The following is a 15,041-nucleotide window of genomic DNA, read 5'->3' as shown; positions in this document are numbered from 1 at the left end:
TCCATGAATAAGCCCGCAGAAGCGGGCTTATTCATCATTGATCACATTACTTGAGGCGTCGTTCGACACCTTTTTCCACCAGTATCTTGGCGGAAATCTCTTCTACCGAGAAATGAGTGGAGTTGATGAAGTTAATGTTTTCGCGACGGAACAGGTTCTCCACCTCGCGCACTTCGAACTCGCATTGTGCGAAGCTCGCGTAACGGCTGTTGGGCTTGCGCTCGTTACGGATGGCGGTAAGGCGGTCGGGGTCGATGGTCAGGCCGAACAGCTTGCTCTTGTGCTGCTTGAGGGCCGCAGGCAGTTGCAGGCGTTCCATGTCCTCTTCGGTCAACGGGTAGTTGGCGGCGCGGATGCCGTACTGCATGGCCATGTAGAGGCAGGTCGGTGTCTTGCCGCACCGGGACACACCCACCAGGATCAGGTCGGCCTTGTCGTAGTAGTGCGTACGGGCGCCGTCGTCGTTGTCCAGGGCGAAGTTAACCGCCTCGATCCGCTCCATGTAGTTGGCGTGGTGGCCGATGGAGTGGGATTTGCCGACGGAATACGAGGAGTGCGAAGTAAGTTCCTGTTCCAGCGGCGAAAGGAAGGTCGAAAAGATGTCGATCATAAAGCCGTTGGAAGTGGCCAGGATGTCACGGATCTCCTGGTTCACGATGGTGTCGAAGATGATCGGGCGGGAGCCGTCCAGCTCCGCAGCCTTATTGATTTGCTGTACGATGGCGCGCGCTTTTTCAACGCTGTCGATGTACGGTCGCGTGATCTTGTTGAAGGTGATGGTTTCGAACTGCGCCAGGAGGCTCTGGCCAAGGGTTTCCGCAGTGATGCCGGTACCGTCGGAGATGAAGAAAGCGGTTCGTTTCATTTGCGCCAAAGGCCTTAAGTCAGGAACGATTCTTGGCTATGATAGGCCGCGTTTTTAGCCAGGCCCGAGCCGGTCGGCATTGTGACGTATTTTTCTGGACCAACGCCAGAACGCTGCGGAGCTGTTCCGCATGAGCTTTTCCAACAAATAGTGGAGAGATCACCTTGGTAGAGTACGTAGTTTCCCTCGATAAGCTCGGCGTTCACGATGTTGAGCATGTGGGGGGCAAGAACGCATCCCTGGGCGAGATGATCAGCAATCTGGCTGGCGCCGGTGTTTCCGTTCCCGGTGGTTTCGCTACTACCGCTCAGGCCTACCGTGACTTCCTCGAGCAGAGCGGCCTGAACGATCGCATCCACACTGCCCTCGATAACCTCGACGTGGACGACGTCAACGCCCTCGCCAAGACCGGCGCCGAAATCCGCCAGTGGGTAATGGATGCCGAGTTCCCGGAGCGCCTGGACGCTGAAATTCGCACTGCGTTCGCCGAACTGGCCAAGGGCAACGACAACCTGGCCGTAGCCGTGCGCTCCTCCGCCACTGCTGAAGACCTGCCCGACGCCTCCTTCGCCGGTCAGCAGGAGACCTTCCTGAATATTCGTGGCGTGGACAACGTGATCCGCGCTGCCAAAGAGGTATTTGCCTCCCTGTTCAATGACCGCGCCATCGCCTACCGAGTGCACCAGGGCTTCGACCACAAGCTGGTTGCCCTGTCCGCTGGCGTGCAGCGCATGGTTCGTTCGGAAACGGGTACTGCCGGTGTGATGTTCACCCTGGATACCGAGTCCGGCTTCCGTGACGTGGTCTTTATCACTGCCGCTTACGGCCTCGGTGAAACCGTGGTGCAGGGCGCCGTGAACCCTGACGAGTTCTATGTCCACAAGCACACCCTGGAAGCCGGCCGTCCCGCCATTCTGCGCCGCAACCTCGGCAGCAAGGCAATCAAGATGATCTACGGCGAGGAAGCCAAGGTTGGCAAGTCGGTGAAGACCGTCGACGTGGACCGTGCCGACCGCGCTCGCTTCGCCCTGTCCGACGCCGAAGTGACCGAGCTGGCCAAGCAGGCCCTGATCATCGAGAAACACTATGGCCGCCCGATGGACATCGAGTGGGCCAAGGACGGTGACGACGGCAAGCTGTACATCGTGCAGGCCCGTCCGGAAACTGTTAAGAGCCGCGCCAGCGCCACGGTGATGGAGCGCTACCTGCTGAAGGAAAAGGGCAAGGTCCTGGTAGAGGGCCGCGCTATCGGCCAGCGCATTGGTGCCGGCCCGGTTCGCGTGATCCACGACGTATCCGAGATGGACAAGGTCCAGCCGGGCGACGTGCTGGTCTCCGACATGACCGATCCGGATTGGGAGCCCGTGATGAAGCGCGCCAGCGCTATCGTCACCAATCGTGGCGGCCGTACCTGCCACGCGGCGATCATTGCCCGTGAGCTGGGTATTCCGGCTGTCGTGGGTTGCGGCAACGCCACCCAGGCGCTGCAGGATGGCCAGGGCGTGACCGTTTCCTGCGCCGAGGGCGACACCGGCTTCATCTTCGAGGGCCAGCTGGGTTTCGACATTCGCACCAACTCCGTCGACGCCATGCCCGATCTGCCGTTCAAGATCATGATGAACGTCGGCAACCCGGATCGCGCCTTTGACTTCGCCCAGCTGCCCAACGAGGGTGTGGGCCTGGCCCGTCTGGAGTTCATCATCAACCGCATGATCGGCGTTCACCCCAAGGCGCTGTTGAACTTCGCCAGCCTGCCGGTGGAGATCAAGGAAAGCGTCGAGAAGCGCATCGCCGGCTACAACGACCCGGTTGGCTTCTACGTCGAGAAGCTGGTCGAAGGCATCAGTACCCTGGCGGCGGCCTTCTGGCCGAAGAAAGTCATCGTGCGCCTGTCGGACTTCAAGTCCAACGAATACGCCAACCTGATCGGCGGCAAGCTCTATGAGCCGGAAGAAGAGAACCCCATGCTGGGCTTCCGCGGTGCTTCCCGCTACATCAGCGAGTCTTTCCGCGACTGCTTCGAGTTGGAATGCCGTGCGCTGAAGAAAGTGCGTAACGAGATGGGCCTGACCAACGTCGAGATCATGGTGCCGTTCGTGCGTACCCTGGGAGAGGCTTCCCAGGTGGTCGAGCTCCTGGCCAGCAATGGCCTGAAGCGCGGCGAGAACGGCCTGAAGGTCATCATGATGTGCGAGCTGCCGTCCAACGCCCTGCTGGCCGATGAATTCCTGGAGTTCTTCGACGGTTTCTCCATCGGCTCCAACGACCTGACCCAGCTGACTCTGGGCCTGGACCGCGACTCCGGCATCGTCGCCCACCTGTTCGACGAGCGTAATCCGGCCGTGAAGAAGTTGCTGGCCAATGCCATCGCCGCCTGCAACAAGGCTGGCAAGTACATCGGCATCTGCGGTCAGGGTCCGTCCGACCACCCGGATCTGGCGAAGTGGCTGATGGAGCAGGGCATCGAGAGCGTTTCCCTCAACCCGGACTCCGTGCTGGATACCTGGTTCTTCTTGGCGGAAGGTCAGGCCTGACCCTTCGTTAGTCGAAACGAAAAGGGCGGGTTCGAAACCCGCCCTTTTTTGTGCAAGCAGCAATCATGCAAAGCAGTAGTGATCTCTTTCCCGTTGCGCTGATGAGCGCAGAACTCCGTGGCGACCTGACCGAAGACGTCTATCGCCTGAAGCCCGGCAACAGCCCAGACGCGAGTGTAGAGCTGGTTCTGACCCGCCTTGGTCGCTTTGGCCAGGAGGATGAGCGTGGCGTACCGGTCATCCTGGTGCACGGTAGCTTTTCCAATCGGCGCTTCTGGTACTCGCCCAAGGGGCTTGGACTCGGACCTTACTTGACGCGCGCCGGCTTCGACGTGTGGATCGTGGAGATGCGTGGCCACGGCCTGTCACCGCGTAACCAGCACTACCGACGCAACCGAGTGGCGGACTACGCGCGCTATGACCTGCCGGCCATCGCTGCATTCGTTCGCGAACAGTGTGGGCAGGTGCCGCACTGGCTCGGCCACTCGTTGGGTGGAACGACACTCGCTGCGGCCCTGGGTGGGCACTACCTGGGTAACGGGGATGCGGCGTCGGTCGCGCTGTTCGGCAGTCAGATCAGTCGTAACTACTGGCCGCTCAAGGTGCCGCCGGTGGAGTGGAGTGGCCGTCTCTTGCTCAAACGGTTCGAAGTGCTCTCCGGCTCATGGCTCAAGCGCGGGCCTGAGGACGAACCGATCGGTCTTGCCCTGGAAAGCATGCGCTGGCACGGCCTTTTCGGTCGTTTCGGCGATGCCGAGCGGGACTGGTGGGCCGGGCTGGCGGACGTCCGGGTTCCTGTGTTGGCTGTTGCGGCTGCAGGAGACCTGCAGGACCCGGTCTGGGCCTGCCGAAAACTGGTGGAGCAAGTCCCCGAGGAGAACCGTCACTTCCTGCGCCTGGCGCGAGACGCAGGGTTCAGCGACGACTTCGGCCACATCGAGATGCTGGTGAGCAAGGTCGCCGAGCGCGAGGTCTGGCCGTTGGTGGCGCATTGGCTGGGGCATCAGTCCCTGCCGGTCGCTGTTCAGGGAGCTGAGGTCGTGACGCTCTAGCTCGCTGCCTGCCGACGGTTTCCAGTTTCGGATGGCGGGAGGCTGTGCTAAAGATGGCGGAATCGCGGAGCGGTGGAGGCTCCATGTTCGTAGCGCTGGAACGACTGATCAATCTTCAGGACGGATACCGGGGTGTTTTTCAGGTTGAGGGGCGGCATTTGTTGCTGATCGTCGTTGATCATCAGCCGATCCTCATGGAAAATCGTTGCCCACACCAGGGTGCGCCCTTGCACACCGGCACCCTCGAAGGCGGGGTGCTGCGCTGTTCCAGGCATGGCATTGCCTTCAACCTGGCCAGTGGCCATCCGGTCAATGCGCCTTGCCCTCCATTGCAGCGCCTGCCGCTGGCCTACGACGGCGACCGCATCGGTCTCGATCTGTAACTGCTATCAAGGAGAAGTCCATGCAATACGTTACCCCTGATCTGTGCGATGCCTATCCGGACCTGGTCCAGGTCGTCGAACCCATGTTCAGCAACTTTGGCGGTCGCGACTCCTTCGGCGGTGAGATCGTCACCATCAAGTGCTTCGAGGACAACTCCCTGGTCAAGGAGCAGGTCGACTTGCCGGGCAAGGGCAAGGTGCTGGTGGTCGATGGGGGAGGTTCCCTGCGTCGTGCCCTGCTGGGCGACATGCTGGCCGAGAAGGCGGCGAAGAACGGTTGGGAAGGGATCGTGGTCTACGGCTGCATACGTGATGTCGACGTAATCGCCCAGACCGACCTGGGCGTCCAGGCCCTGGCCAGCCACCCGATGAAGACCGACAAGCGCGGTATCGGTGACCTGAATGTCGCGGTCACTTTTGGCGGCGTCACCTTTCGCCCGGGTGAGTATGTATATGCGGACAACAACGGCATCATCGTTTCGCCGAAAACCCTGGAAATGCCGGCCTGATTAAATGAGCCCGACGGAACCGATTTGAGTGAGAACTGCTGCGCTCGGTGACGCTGCGTAGAAAGCCGCCTCAAAATGCTCATTTACAGATCGTAAACTGCGCTTTTCCGGCGGTTTTCGCCTCGCCTGACCTTCGCTCGCAATGTCCTCACGCAGTCTGGTAGCCGGGCTTTTTCTTCCAAGGAGACTGAATGTTCGAGGAGCAGAACGCCCAGTGGGGGCTAGTACATGCCTTCGTGCTGGACGGGCAGGGCGGTGCCGAGCCGATCTCGCGGGAGGCGCTGGCCAACTTGCAGCTTGCGCCTGCGCAGAGTCTCTGGTTGCACTGGGATCGCAGCCATCCACTCGCGCGGCGCTGGCTACGGGAGCAAAGCGGGCTGTCCGAGTTCGCTTGCGACCTGCTTCTGGAGGAGAGCACCCGGCCGCGGATGCTGGCGCTGCCCGGTGACGAGTTGCTGCTGTTCCTGCGCGGCGTGAACCTGAATCCCGGCGCTGTCCCGGAGGATATGGTCTCGGTGCGGATCTTCGCCTCGGCGCAGCGCATCCTCTCCCTGCGCCTGCGGCCATTGCACGCCACGGATGAGCTGATCGATCAGTGGGCGCGGGGTACCGGGCCGAAGGTGGCTTCCGAGGTGCTGCTGTACATGGCGGAGCACCTGACCGACAAGGTCGATTCGCTGGTCGCTGACCTGTCAGAGAAGGTCGATGAGCAGGAGGAGCACCTCGACAACAACGAACGGTTCCGTCCGAACCATGACCTGATGCTGCAGGTCCGCCGCCGGGCCGCTGGGCTCAAGCGGTTTCTGGCTCCCCAGCGAGAGATCTACGGGCAACTGGCGCGCAGCCGTATGCCTTGGTTCGTCGAAGGCGACAGCGATTACTGGAACGAGCTGAACAATCGCCTGACCCGTTACCTGGAGGAGTTGGAGCTGATCCGCGAGCGCATCGGCCTGGTATTGGAAAGCGAAAGCCGTCGCCAAGGTGAACGCACCAGCCGCACCATGTACCTGCTGGGTATTACTACCGGTTTTTTCCTGCCGCTGAGCTTCATCACGGGCCTGCTGGGCATGAACGTAGGCGGCATCCCCGGCGATGAGACGCGTTATGGCTTCGTCCTGGCCTGCGTATTGATTCTGGGAATTGCCGGTTTCCAGTTGTGGCTTTTCCGTCGGCTGCGATGGCTCTGATGTGACCTGGGCTGCTCCTGTCTCGTCTAGCCGACATATCCACGCGAGGTGCGCATGCACGATCCGTTCGAAGAATCTCTGCGGGACCTGCTCAAGGCGTCACCGCAACCCGATCACGATGACGACGCCACGCTGGGTCGGGTGCTCAAGACCGCCAACCGCCAGGTAGGCGCTGGAGATCTGTTCAGTCTGATGGGCCATTGGCTCGAGGCCATGATGATCGCCCTGAATAATGGCTCGCCTCACCTGGCGCCTGTTTCGCGCCGCAACGCTTCTGTCCGTTCTGCAGATAAGGCTGATTGAACATGGAATTCGACCCCTGGACTCAAGGACTCGTTAACGCCATGACCTCGGTGTGGGCACCGGTGGCGGGCTTCATTCCGCGCCTGTTCGGCGCGCTGGTAGTGGTACTGCTGGGCTTCGTGGTAGCCAAGTTGCTGGATACCCTGTTGTCGAAGCTCTTGGCCAAGGTGGGGCTGGATCGCCTGATGGCAGGCACTGGGCTTACCAAGATGCTGTCCCGTGCGGGGATCCAGGTACCGGTTTCCACCCTGATCGGCAAGATCGTCTACTGGTTCGTGCTGCTGATTTTCCTCGTGTCTGCTGCCGAGTCCCTGGGGCTGGATCGCGTTTCGGCGACCCTGGACGTACTGGCTCTCTACCTGCCCAAGGTGCTGGGCGCAGCCCTGGTGCTGCTGGCCGGTGTGCTGCTGGCGCAACTGGTCAGCGGCGTGGTGCGTGGCGCCGCTGAAGGTGTGGGTCTGGAATACGCCCACGGCCTGGGTCGCATTGCCCAAGGCTTGGTCATCATCATCAGCATCTCTGTGGCCATCGGCCAGTTGGAGGTCAAGACCGACCTGCTGAACAACGTCATTGCCATCGTGCTGATTTCCATCGGCCTGGCAGCGGCGCTTGCGCTGGGGCTTGGTAGTCGCGAGATTGCCGGTCAGATCCTCGCCGGCATCTATGTGCGCGAGCTTTATCAGGTTGGGCAACAAGTGAAGGTTGGCGATGTCGAAGGTCAGATCGAGGAAATCGGCACGGTGAAGACCCTGCTGCTTACCGAGGAAGGTGAGCTGGTATCGGTGTCGAACCGCACTTTGCTCGATCAACGGGTAACCAGCCGCTAACACGACGGCTTTTCCCTGCTAATGTATGCCGCCAGACAGGGTGCGCGAACTTCGCGCCCCGGCGGCTTTTGACCTGACTGTCGGCCCGACCCGTTTTGAACAAGCCCCAATCGCTTTCCTTGCGCTATGACCCACGCGAGCTCTCTGATGAGGAGCTGGTGGAGCGCGCGCATGTCGAGCTGTTCCATGTCACGCGCGCCTATGAAGAATTGATGCGGCGCTATCAGCGCACTTTGTTCAACGTCTGTGCCCGCTATTTAGGGAACGACCGCGACGCAGATGATGTCTGCCAGGAAGTGATGCTGAAGGTGCTCTATGGATTGAAGAACTTCGAAGGCAAGTCGAAGTTCAAGACATGGCTATATAGCATCACGTACAACGAGTGCATTACCCAATATCGGAAAGAGCGCCGAAAGCGACGCTTGCTTGATGCGCTGAGTCTGGACCCTCTTGAGGAGGCTTCGGAAGAGAAAGCGCCTAAAGTCGAGGAGCGGGGAGGCCTGGAGCGATGGCTGGTACATGTCAATCCCATTGACAGGGAAATTCTTGTGCTACGTTTTGTCGCAGAGCTGGAGTTTCAGGAGATCGCAGACATTATGCATATGGGCTTGAGCGCCACGAAAATGCGCTACAAGCGTGCATTGGATCGACTGCGCGAAAAATTCTCGGGCCTTGCCGAAACTTAGTTCGGGAAAAATTATCTCTTAAGGGCCGGTATGTTCTGCTAGAATTGCCGACCAAGTTGTCTGGAGATTGTTCGACAACTTCTGACCACCAATGATGGGGATTTACGGATGAAACTGAAAAACACCTTAGGCGTAGCCGTTGGCTCTCTTGTTGCCGCCTTTTCGCTGAACGCGCTGGCTCAGGGCCAAGGCGCAGTTGAGGTGGAAGCTTTCGGTAAGCGTTACTTCACCGACAGTTCTCGCGATCTCGAGAACGGCAACCTGTACGGCGGCTCGGTAGGATACTACCTGACCGACGACGTCTCCCTGGCTCTGTCGTACGGCGAATACCACGACATGACCTCCGAAGACGCTTTCGGTACCGACGGCCACAAAGATATCAAGGGCAACCTGGCTTCCCTTGATGCCATTTACCACTTCGGCACCCCGGGTGTTGGCCTGCGTCCGTACGTTTCTGCTGGCTTCGCCCATCAGAACATCAGCAACATTCCACCGCGTACCGGTCGTGACCACAGCACCTTCGCCAACGTTGGCACCGGTCTGAAGTACTACTTCACCGAGAACTTCTTCGCCAAGGCGAGCCTGGACGGCATGTACAACCTGGATGCCCAGGAAGCCGAGTGGATGGCTGGCGTAGGCGTTGGCGTGAACTTCGGTGGTTCCACCAAGCAAGCCGAGCCGGCTCCGGCTCCGGTTGCCGAAGTGTGCGCTGACAGCGACAACGACGGCGTTTGCGACAACGTCGACAAGTGCCCGGACACCCCGGCCAACGTTACCGTTGACGCTGATGGCTGCCCGGCTGTTGCCGAAGTCGTACGCGTTGAGCTGGACGTGAAGTTCGACTTCGACAAGGCCAAGGTGAAAGAAGAAAGCTACGGTGACATCAAGAACCTGGCTGACTTCATGAACCAGTACCCGGCTACCACCACCACTGTTGAAGGCCACACCGACTCCGTCGGCACTGACGCCTACAACCAGAAGCTGTCCGAGCGTCGTGCTGACGCCGTACGCGACGTGCTGGTTGACCAGTACGGTGTAGGTTCCGAGCGCGTGAACGCTGTTGGCTACGGCGAAACCCGCCCGGTTGCCGACAACGCCACCGCTGACGGCCGTGCTGTTAACCGCCGCGTAGAAGCTGAAGTGGAAGCCCAGGCCAAGTAATTGGTTTGAGCCTCGGAAAAACCCGGCCTCAGCCGGGTTTTTCTTTGCCTGGAGATAAGTGTCGTGCGCTGATCCGGGTGAAAAAAAGCCCGGCATGGCCGGGCAAACACTACTTCGCAGGAGCGAAGAGAGATTCAGGCGCTTCGTGCCATTGGGAGGACCGCTTCGGCTGCGGCGACCTCGCCGATGACCAGGATGGCCGGGCTTTTCAGTTCGAAGGCCTGGGCGTCTGCCTGCATCTGCCCAAGGGTGCTGCGGCATTCGCGTTGATGGGGCAGGGAGGCATTCTCGATCATGGCCACGGGCATGGTGCCGGACATGCCGCCCGACAGAAGCCCTTCGCGAATATCGGCAAGCTTGGCAACGCCCATGTAAACCACCAGCGTCGTGCCGGACTGCGCGAGAGCCCCCCAATTGAGGCTGCTGTCGTCCTGGGTGTGGGCGGTGACCAGGGTGACACCACGGCTGATTCCGCGCAGGGTGAGGGATATGCCGCAATTGGTGGCGCCTGCCAAGCCTGCGGTGATGCCATTGACCAGTTCGCTCTCGATGCCGCGCTCGGCCAACCATTCGGCCTCTTCACCGCCGCGGCCGAAAATGCACGGATCGCCGCCCTTCAGCCGCACCACGCATTTGCCTTGGCGCGCATAGCGCAGCATCAGGCGATGGATAAACGCCTGGGGCGTTGAGCGGCAGCCGCCGCGCTTGCCCACGCGGATAATCCGGGCATTGGGGCAGTGCTCCAGTACCACCGGATTGACCAAGTCATCGATCATCACCACCTCCGCCTGATGGAGCGCTTTTACCGCCTTCAGGGTGAGGAGCTCGGGGTCACCGGGGCCTGCACCTACCAGCCAGACTTTACCGTTCATCGGGATTCTCCTCGGCGCATCTCGCGCCCTAAATGATTCAGGTCCAGGCCAGCACGTCGTTGTTGGTCAGTTCGATCTGCCAGTCGTGCAAGGGACAGGCGCCGCGCATGCCGGCGATCTGGCCGGGATGGGGCGCGTCACCAGCACTCAGCATCTCGATGCCGGCCACCTTGAGCTGGGTGCTCGTGCTGGAACCCTGGTAGCGCGCGAAACCGAGCATGGCCAGATGATTGGCGCAGACCTTGGCCTGCTCCATCAGCGGGGCGACCAGTCCATACGAAACACCACGGTGGTTTGCACATTCGCCGATGGCGTAGATGCGCGGGTCATAGGTCTGCAGGGTGTCGTCGACCAGGATGCCGTGGCTGCAAGGCAGGCCTGCCTGTTCGGCAAGTTCGGTGTTGGGCTTGATACCGGCTGCCATTACCACCAGGTCCGCCGTGATCACCTCGCCGCCAGCCAGTTGCACGGCGCAAACACGGCCGTCCCCGTTGTCGATCAGTTCTTCGGTGGCGGTGCCCAGGCGGAAACGGATACCGCGAGCCTGCAGCGCGCGCAGTAGCTTCTCGCCGGCCAGCGGGTCGAGCTGCTTTTCCAGCAGCCAGTCAGCCAGATGTACGACAGTGACGTCCATGCCGCGCTGTTTGAGGCCATTGGCTGCTTCCAGGCCAAGCAGTCCACCGCCAATTACCACCGCGTGGCTGTGAGTGCGGGTCGTTTCGATCATGGCGCGGGCCCCGGCGATATCGCGGTAGCCAATCACCCCTTGCAGACGGTTACCGGGGATGGGCAGGCGACTCGGCGTGGAGCCGGTGGCAATGACCAGGCGATCGTATGCGGCGGTGGTACCGTCTTCGGCGACCACCTGGCGACGCTGGCGGTCGATTTTTACCACCTTGCGATTGAGTAGCAGATCGATGCTGTTCTCTGCGTACCAGGCCAGGTCGTTGAGGATGATTTCCTCGAACGTCTGTTCGCCGGCCAGAACCGGGGAGAGGAGGGTGCGGTTGTAGTTCGGATGGGGTTCGGCGCCGAACACGGTGACTTGGTACTGCTCTGGCGCGAGACGCAACAACTCTTCGAGGGTACGCACTCCGGCCATGCCGTTTCCGATCACCACCAGCTTGGATGTCTTCATGCCAGGACACTCCTGCATAAACGTCGAGCAAACAAAAAAGGCGTCCCGCTGTTTCCAGCAGGACGCCTTTGTCCAAGTCCCGTTCGATCGGGAAAGTGCCGTCTCGTCGTTGAGGCGGGCGCTTTTGTAGATTGTCGAAGTGGATGTTGCAGGTGCCGTGCCAACCCTCGGAGGCCTTGTACATCGGGGTCTTGCGCAATGACTTGTGGGTCCTCTCGCACTTGCCTGGGGCGCATTGCCCTGATCTGGTGCGTCAGACTTGCAGCAGGGCGATCAGCAGTACCAGGTTGAGCAGCAGGGACACGAGGGCCAACCCGCGCCAGACCTTCAACGGCTCGCGCTCCAGTAACGGCCTGGGTTTGGCGGCAAGGGCGCGGCGCTCGCCTTGTTCCAGGGCCAGTAGCCATTCCTCCATCGTTTCGTAGCGTCCGGCGGGGTCGGCGACGACGGCACGAGCCAGGCATTCGTCCAGCCAGGCGGGCAGGTCAGGCCGATAGCGGCTGGCCGGAGTGGGCGTGCCGAAGCGCGGATGCTGGAAGGCTTCGACTTCACCATAGGGATAGTGACCGGTTAGCAGGTGATACAGGGTAACACCCGCGGCGTACAGATCCTGTCGGGGGGAGGGCGGCGCACCGGTGAAGGCTTCCGGGGCGATGTAGCTGGGGGTACCGGGCACGCTGTGGGCCTGGTCTTGGGACAGTCCGGGGCAATAGGCCAGGCCGAAATCCAGCAGGCGCAGCTCACCGTCATCTCCCCAGAGCAGGTTTTCTGGCTTGATGTCTCTGTGCAGGATGTTGCGCCGGTGCAGCTGTCCCAGGGCCTTGAGCAAGCGCGGGGCGATATCCAGCCACTCCGGTAGTGCCATTGTGCCGCTAAGCCGCAGATGTTCGGCCAGGGTCTGCCCTGGGTACTCGCGCTGCACGTAGTACAGGTGCTGACGCTGGGGTAGGGGGTGCGCTTCGGGAAAGTGGCGCCCGGCGACGCGGCGCAAGAACCATTCCTCCAGCATCAGCGCCGGGGCGGCTCCAGGCTCGTCGTGGCGGCAGATGGGCAAGGTCTTTAGCAGCCAGCGCCGTTCCTGGCCGTCGCGCACCCGATAGACCATGGACTGACGGGATTCGGCGATCAGGCGATCGACCTGCCAGCCCTCGAAGTCCTGCCCCTCTTGCAGGCGGGGCGGCAACGGCCAGTGATCCAACTGCGCCAACGTATCGGCCAGACCCGCCTGCGGCAGGTTTTCCACGCGAATCAGCAATGCGCTGGCGTTATCCTGGCCTCCCGCCAAGTGCGCTGCGCTGACCAGCGCCTGGGCGGCAGCGGAGAGGTCCTGTTCATCTTGGAGGATGCGCTGAATACCCTGGTCGCCGAGTACAGCCCAGACGCCATCGCTGACCAACACGAATCCCTCGCGTTCCGCAAGCTCACCGTCCAGGTAGTCCACCACCAGGTGCTGGTCCAGGCCGAGCGCGCGCTTGAGCACGTGTTGCATGCCGGGCTGTTCCCAGACATGGTCCTCGCTGAGGCGAATCAACTGCTGGCCGTCCCAGCGATAGGCACGACAGTCCCCCACGTGGGCCAGGGTGAAACGGCGTCCGCGCAGCACCATGGCCGTCAGTGTGGTGAGCAACGGCTGGCCGCCGCCGTTGGCTTGGAGCCAGCGGTTATGGGCCACCAGCAACCGGTCCAGGGACTGGGCCACGGCCCAGGTTTCCGGGGTGGAGTAGTAGTCCAGCGCCAGGGCCTGCAATGTGGCGCGAGCGGCCAGGCCGCCGTCGGCGCATTGGCTGACCCCATCAGCCAGGGCGAATAGGTAGCCCTTGCTGGCGGCCAGGGCAGGCGCTGGTGTGACTACCCGCAGGGCGTCCTGGTTCTCCGCGCGCGGACCGGTCGCGCTGGCCTCACCAAAGCTGAGTTGCAGGGTCATCTGGATGAGCGTCCTGTATGGCGAAAGGAGCGCGAGGCGCTCCTTGTCGGGTCGAGTTCGGAGCCGCTGTCTGCGCCGAAGTGGGCATCAGCTCAGACGCGGGCAGCGGTGACGGCAGCCGAACCCCAGGTGGTGCGCCAGCGCTGCTTGACGCCGTAGAGGCCGAACCACGCTACAACGCCCAGGCTGGCAAACAGCCACAGGCCAAGTTGGTAGTCGCCGGTGTTCTGCTTGATCGCGCCCAGGCCTGCGGTGAGGCAGAAGCCACCAATCCCGCCCGCCATTCCGATCAGGCCGGTCATCACGCCGATTTCCTTGTGGAAGCGCTGGGGCACGAGCTGGAATACCGCGCCATTGCCGGCGCCGAGGCTGAGCATGGCGACTACGAAGAGGGAGAGCGCGACGGTGGAGCTTGCGATGTGGAAACCCACAGCGGCGATGCATACGGAGGCTACTGTGTAGACCACCAGCAGGGTCCGGATGCCGCCGATGCGATCGGCGAAGGCGCCGCCCAGCGGCCGCATCAGGCTCCCGGCGAACACGCAGGCGGCGGTGTAGTAGCCGGCGGTCACCGGGGCCAGGCCGTACTGGTCGTGGAAGTAGCCGGGAAGGGTGCTGGCCAATCCGAGGAAGCCGCCGAAGGTCACGCTGTAGAACAGCATGAACCACCAGCTGTCCCGGTCGCCCAGGGCTTTGAGGTAATCACCAAGCGCTTTGGGAGCCGGACGGTTGGGTGCGTTGCGAGCCGCGAAGGAGAAGATCGCCAGGGTCAGTACCAGTGGTATCAGCGCCAGGCCGAAAACGTTGTTCCAGCCGTAGAGGGCGGCCAGGCCCGGTGCGAAAAGAGCGGCCAGCACGGTGCCGGAGTTGCCGGCACCGGCAATACCCATGGCCTTGCCCTGGTGCTGCGGCGGGTACCACTGGGAGGCCAGCGGCAGCGCCACGGCGAAGGATGCGCCGGCGAAACCAAGGAAGAGGCCGAGGAGCAGCGCCTGCTCATAGGTGCGCACACCCACTTGCCAGGCAACGAACAGCGCGATGATCACCACCACCTGACCGATCAGGCCGGCGGTCTTGGGTGAGGTGCGGTCAGCCAGCATGCCCATCAGGAAACGCAATACCGCGCCAGCCAGGATGGGGGTAGCGACCATCATGGCGCGCTGCTGGGTGGTGAGTTGGAGATCGGTGGCGATCTGCACGCCCAGCGGGCCAAGCACGTACCAGACCATGAAACTCAGGTCGAAGTAGAGAAAGGCGGAGAGCAGGGTGGGCGTGTGGCCGGCTTTCCAGAAACTCGTTGTCATTGAACACCTCATCTGCAGTTAGGGGCCGGGAGGCGCGCCTGTCGTGATCGTGGGCACGGCGGTCGCACCTCCCGGTAAAACGTCGCGCTTGTGGCGCTTCGTCCTGCGGCAAAAGCCGCAGCGGGAGTGAGTGAGCTGCAAGCGAACGTCCGGATCCCGGCCCGTCCACTGCCCCATCGCTGGGGCCGGAACGAAAAAGGCGTCGCACCACTGCCCGCATTCCTGCGGAGTGACGCGACGCCTTTGTCGTGTGATAGGCAACCGCCGTTGGCTACCTCTGCCAGATAGAGAGCAAG

13 protein-coding genes and 1 pseudogene are annotated in these 15,041 nt (G+C 61.8%); 9 read left to right on the top strand and 5 right to left on the bottom strand.

Translation table 11 applies throughout. The features are described from left to right. Positions 1-46 precede the first annotated feature (46 nt). The gene (locus tag E8F20_RS14015) at positions 47-865 is read right to left on the bottom strand and encodes a pyruvate, water dikinase regulatory protein (protein ID WP_280284240.1); all 819 of its coding nucleotides are present in this window, start codon (positions 863-865) and stop codon (positions 47-49) included. Between the two features lie 164 nt (positions 866-1,029). On the opposite strand from E8F20_RS14015, the gene ppsA reads away from it, so the two are divergent. From ppsA to E8F20_RS13970, 9 genes are all read left to right on the top strand, one after another. Continuing rightward, positions 1,030-3,399: a phosphoenolpyruvate synthase gene (ppsA, locus tag E8F20_RS14010; RefSeq protein WP_280284239.1), complete on the top strand. Its 2,370-nt coding sequence runs from the start codon at positions 1,030-1,032 to the stop codon at positions 3,397-3,399. A gap of 65 nt (positions 3,400-3,464) precedes the next feature. Next, complete coding sequence (locus tag E8F20_RS14005; protein WP_280284238.1) at positions 3,465-4,451, top strand: alpha/beta fold hydrolase; 987 nt, start codon at positions 3,465-3,467, stop codon at positions 4,449-4,451. An 83-nt stretch (positions 4,452-4,534) separates the two neighbouring features. Beyond that, on the top strand, positions 4,535-4,834 hold the full coding sequence (locus tag E8F20_RS14000; RefSeq protein ID WP_280284237.1) for a Rieske (2Fe-2S) protein: 300 nt from the start codon (positions 4,535-4,537) through the stop codon (positions 4,832-4,834). Between the two features lie 20 nt (positions 4,835-4,854). Beyond that, positions 4,855-5,343: a ribonuclease E activity regulator RraA gene (gene rraA / locus E8F20_RS13995; protein WP_280284236.1), complete on the top strand. Its 489-nt coding sequence runs from the start codon at positions 4,855-4,857 to the stop codon at positions 5,341-5,343. 191 nt (positions 5,344-5,534) lie between these two features. After that, positions 5,535-6,530, top strand: coding sequence for a zinc transporter ZntB (locus E8F20_RS13990; RefSeq protein ID WP_280284235.1), 996 nt, complete (start codon positions 5,535-5,537; stop codon positions 6,528-6,530). Positions 6,531-6,578: 48 nt separating this feature from the next. Further along, on the top strand, positions 6,579-6,833 hold the full coding sequence (locus E8F20_RS13985) for a CrfX protein (RefSeq protein ID WP_169338769.1): 255 nt from the start codon (positions 6,579-6,581) through the stop codon (positions 6,831-6,833). Between the two features lie 2 nt (positions 6,834-6,835). After that, entirely contained in the window at positions 6,836-7,660 is an 825-nt protein-coding gene (locus E8F20_RS13980) for a mechanosensitive ion channel domain-containing protein (RefSeq protein ID WP_280284234.1), read from the top strand. Between the two features lie 95 nt (positions 7,661-7,755). Next, entirely contained in the window at positions 7,756-8,346 is a 591-nt protein-coding gene (sigX, locus tag E8F20_RS13975; RefSeq protein WP_280284233.1) for an RNA polymerase sigma factor SigX, read from the top strand. A gap of 108 nt (positions 8,347-8,454) precedes the next feature. Continuing rightward, complete coding sequence (locus E8F20_RS13970) at positions 8,455-9,507, top strand: OmpA family protein (RefSeq protein ID WP_280284232.1); 1,053 nt, start codon at positions 8,455-8,457, stop codon at positions 9,505-9,507. 134 nt (positions 9,508-9,641) lie between these two features. Here the strand turns inward: E8F20_RS13970 and cobA are convergent, their stop codons facing one another. The 4 genes and pseudogenes from cobA to E8F20_RS13950 form a co-directional block, all read right to left on the bottom strand. Beyond that, on the bottom strand, positions 9,642-10,379 hold the full coding sequence (gene cobA / locus E8F20_RS13965; RefSeq protein ID WP_280284231.1) for a uroporphyrinogen-III C-methyltransferase: 738 nt from the start codon (positions 10,377-10,379) through the stop codon (positions 9,642-9,644). A gap of 136 nt (positions 10,380-10,515) precedes the next feature. Next, positions 10,516-11,517, bottom strand: a pseudogene (locus tag E8F20_RS13960) (FAD-dependent oxidoreductase); the annotation flags it as partial. 253 nt (positions 11,518-11,770) lie between these two features. Further along, on the bottom strand, positions 11,771-13,441 hold the full coding sequence (locus tag E8F20_RS13955; protein WP_280284230.1) for a bifunctional protein-serine/threonine kinase/phosphatase: 1,671 nt from the start codon (positions 13,439-13,441) through the stop codon (positions 11,771-11,773). A gap of 92 nt (positions 13,442-13,533) precedes the next feature. Continuing rightward, entirely contained in the window at positions 13,534-14,745 is a 1,212-nt protein-coding gene (locus tag E8F20_RS13950; protein WP_280284229.1) for a nitrate/nitrite transporter, read from the bottom strand. Positions 14,746-15,041 lie beyond the last annotated feature (296 nt).

It is taken from the genome of Pseudomonas sp. BN415 (genome assembly GCF_029871195.1).
GTDB lineage: Bacteria > Pseudomonadota > Gammaproteobacteria > Pseudomonadales > Pseudomonadaceae > Metapseudomonas > Metapseudomonas resinovorans.
Note: the sequence above shows the minus strand (reverse complement) of the source record. Positions and strands in the feature narration are given on the sequence as shown.

Bases quoted from the DNA above. Each gene is read 5' to 3' on its own strand.
- E8F20_RS14015 (WP_280284240.1), bottom strand. From the start codon at position 865: ATGAAACGAACCGCTTTCTTCATCTCCGACGGTACCGGCATCACTGCG.
- E8F20_RS14005 (WP_280284238.1), top strand. From the start codon at position 3,465: ATGCAAAGCAGTAGTGATCTCTTTCCCGTTGCGCTGATGAGCGCAGAA.
- E8F20_RS14000 (WP_280284237.1), top strand. From the start codon at position 4,535: ATGTTCGTAGCGCTGGAACGACTGATCAATCTTCAGGACGGATACCGG.
- rraA (WP_280284236.1), top strand. From the start codon at position 4,855: ATGCAATACGTTACCCCTGATCTGTGCGATGCCTATCCGGACCTGGTC.
- E8F20_RS13990 (WP_280284235.1), top strand. From the start codon at position 5,535: ATGTTCGAGGAGCAGAACGCCCAGTGGGGGCTAGTACATGCCTTCGTG.
- E8F20_RS13980 (WP_280284234.1), top strand. From the start codon at position 6,836: ATGGAATTCGACCCCTGGACTCAAGGACTCGTTAACGCCATGACCTCG.
- E8F20_RS13970 (WP_280284232.1), top strand. From the start codon at position 8,455: ATGAAACTGAAAAACACCTTAGGCGTAGCCGTTGGCTCTCTTGTTGCC.
- cobA (WP_280284231.1), bottom strand. From the start codon at position 10,379: ATGAACGGTAAAGTCTGGCTGGTAGGTGCAGGCCCCGGTGACCCCGAG.
- E8F20_RS13955 (WP_280284230.1), bottom strand. From the start codon at position 13,441: ATGACCCTGCAACTCAGCTTTGGTGAGGCCAGCGCGACCGGTCCGCGC.
- E8F20_RS13950 (WP_280284229.1), bottom strand. From the start codon at position 14,745: ATGACAACGAGTTTCTGGAAAGCCGGCCACACGCCCACCCTGCTCTCC.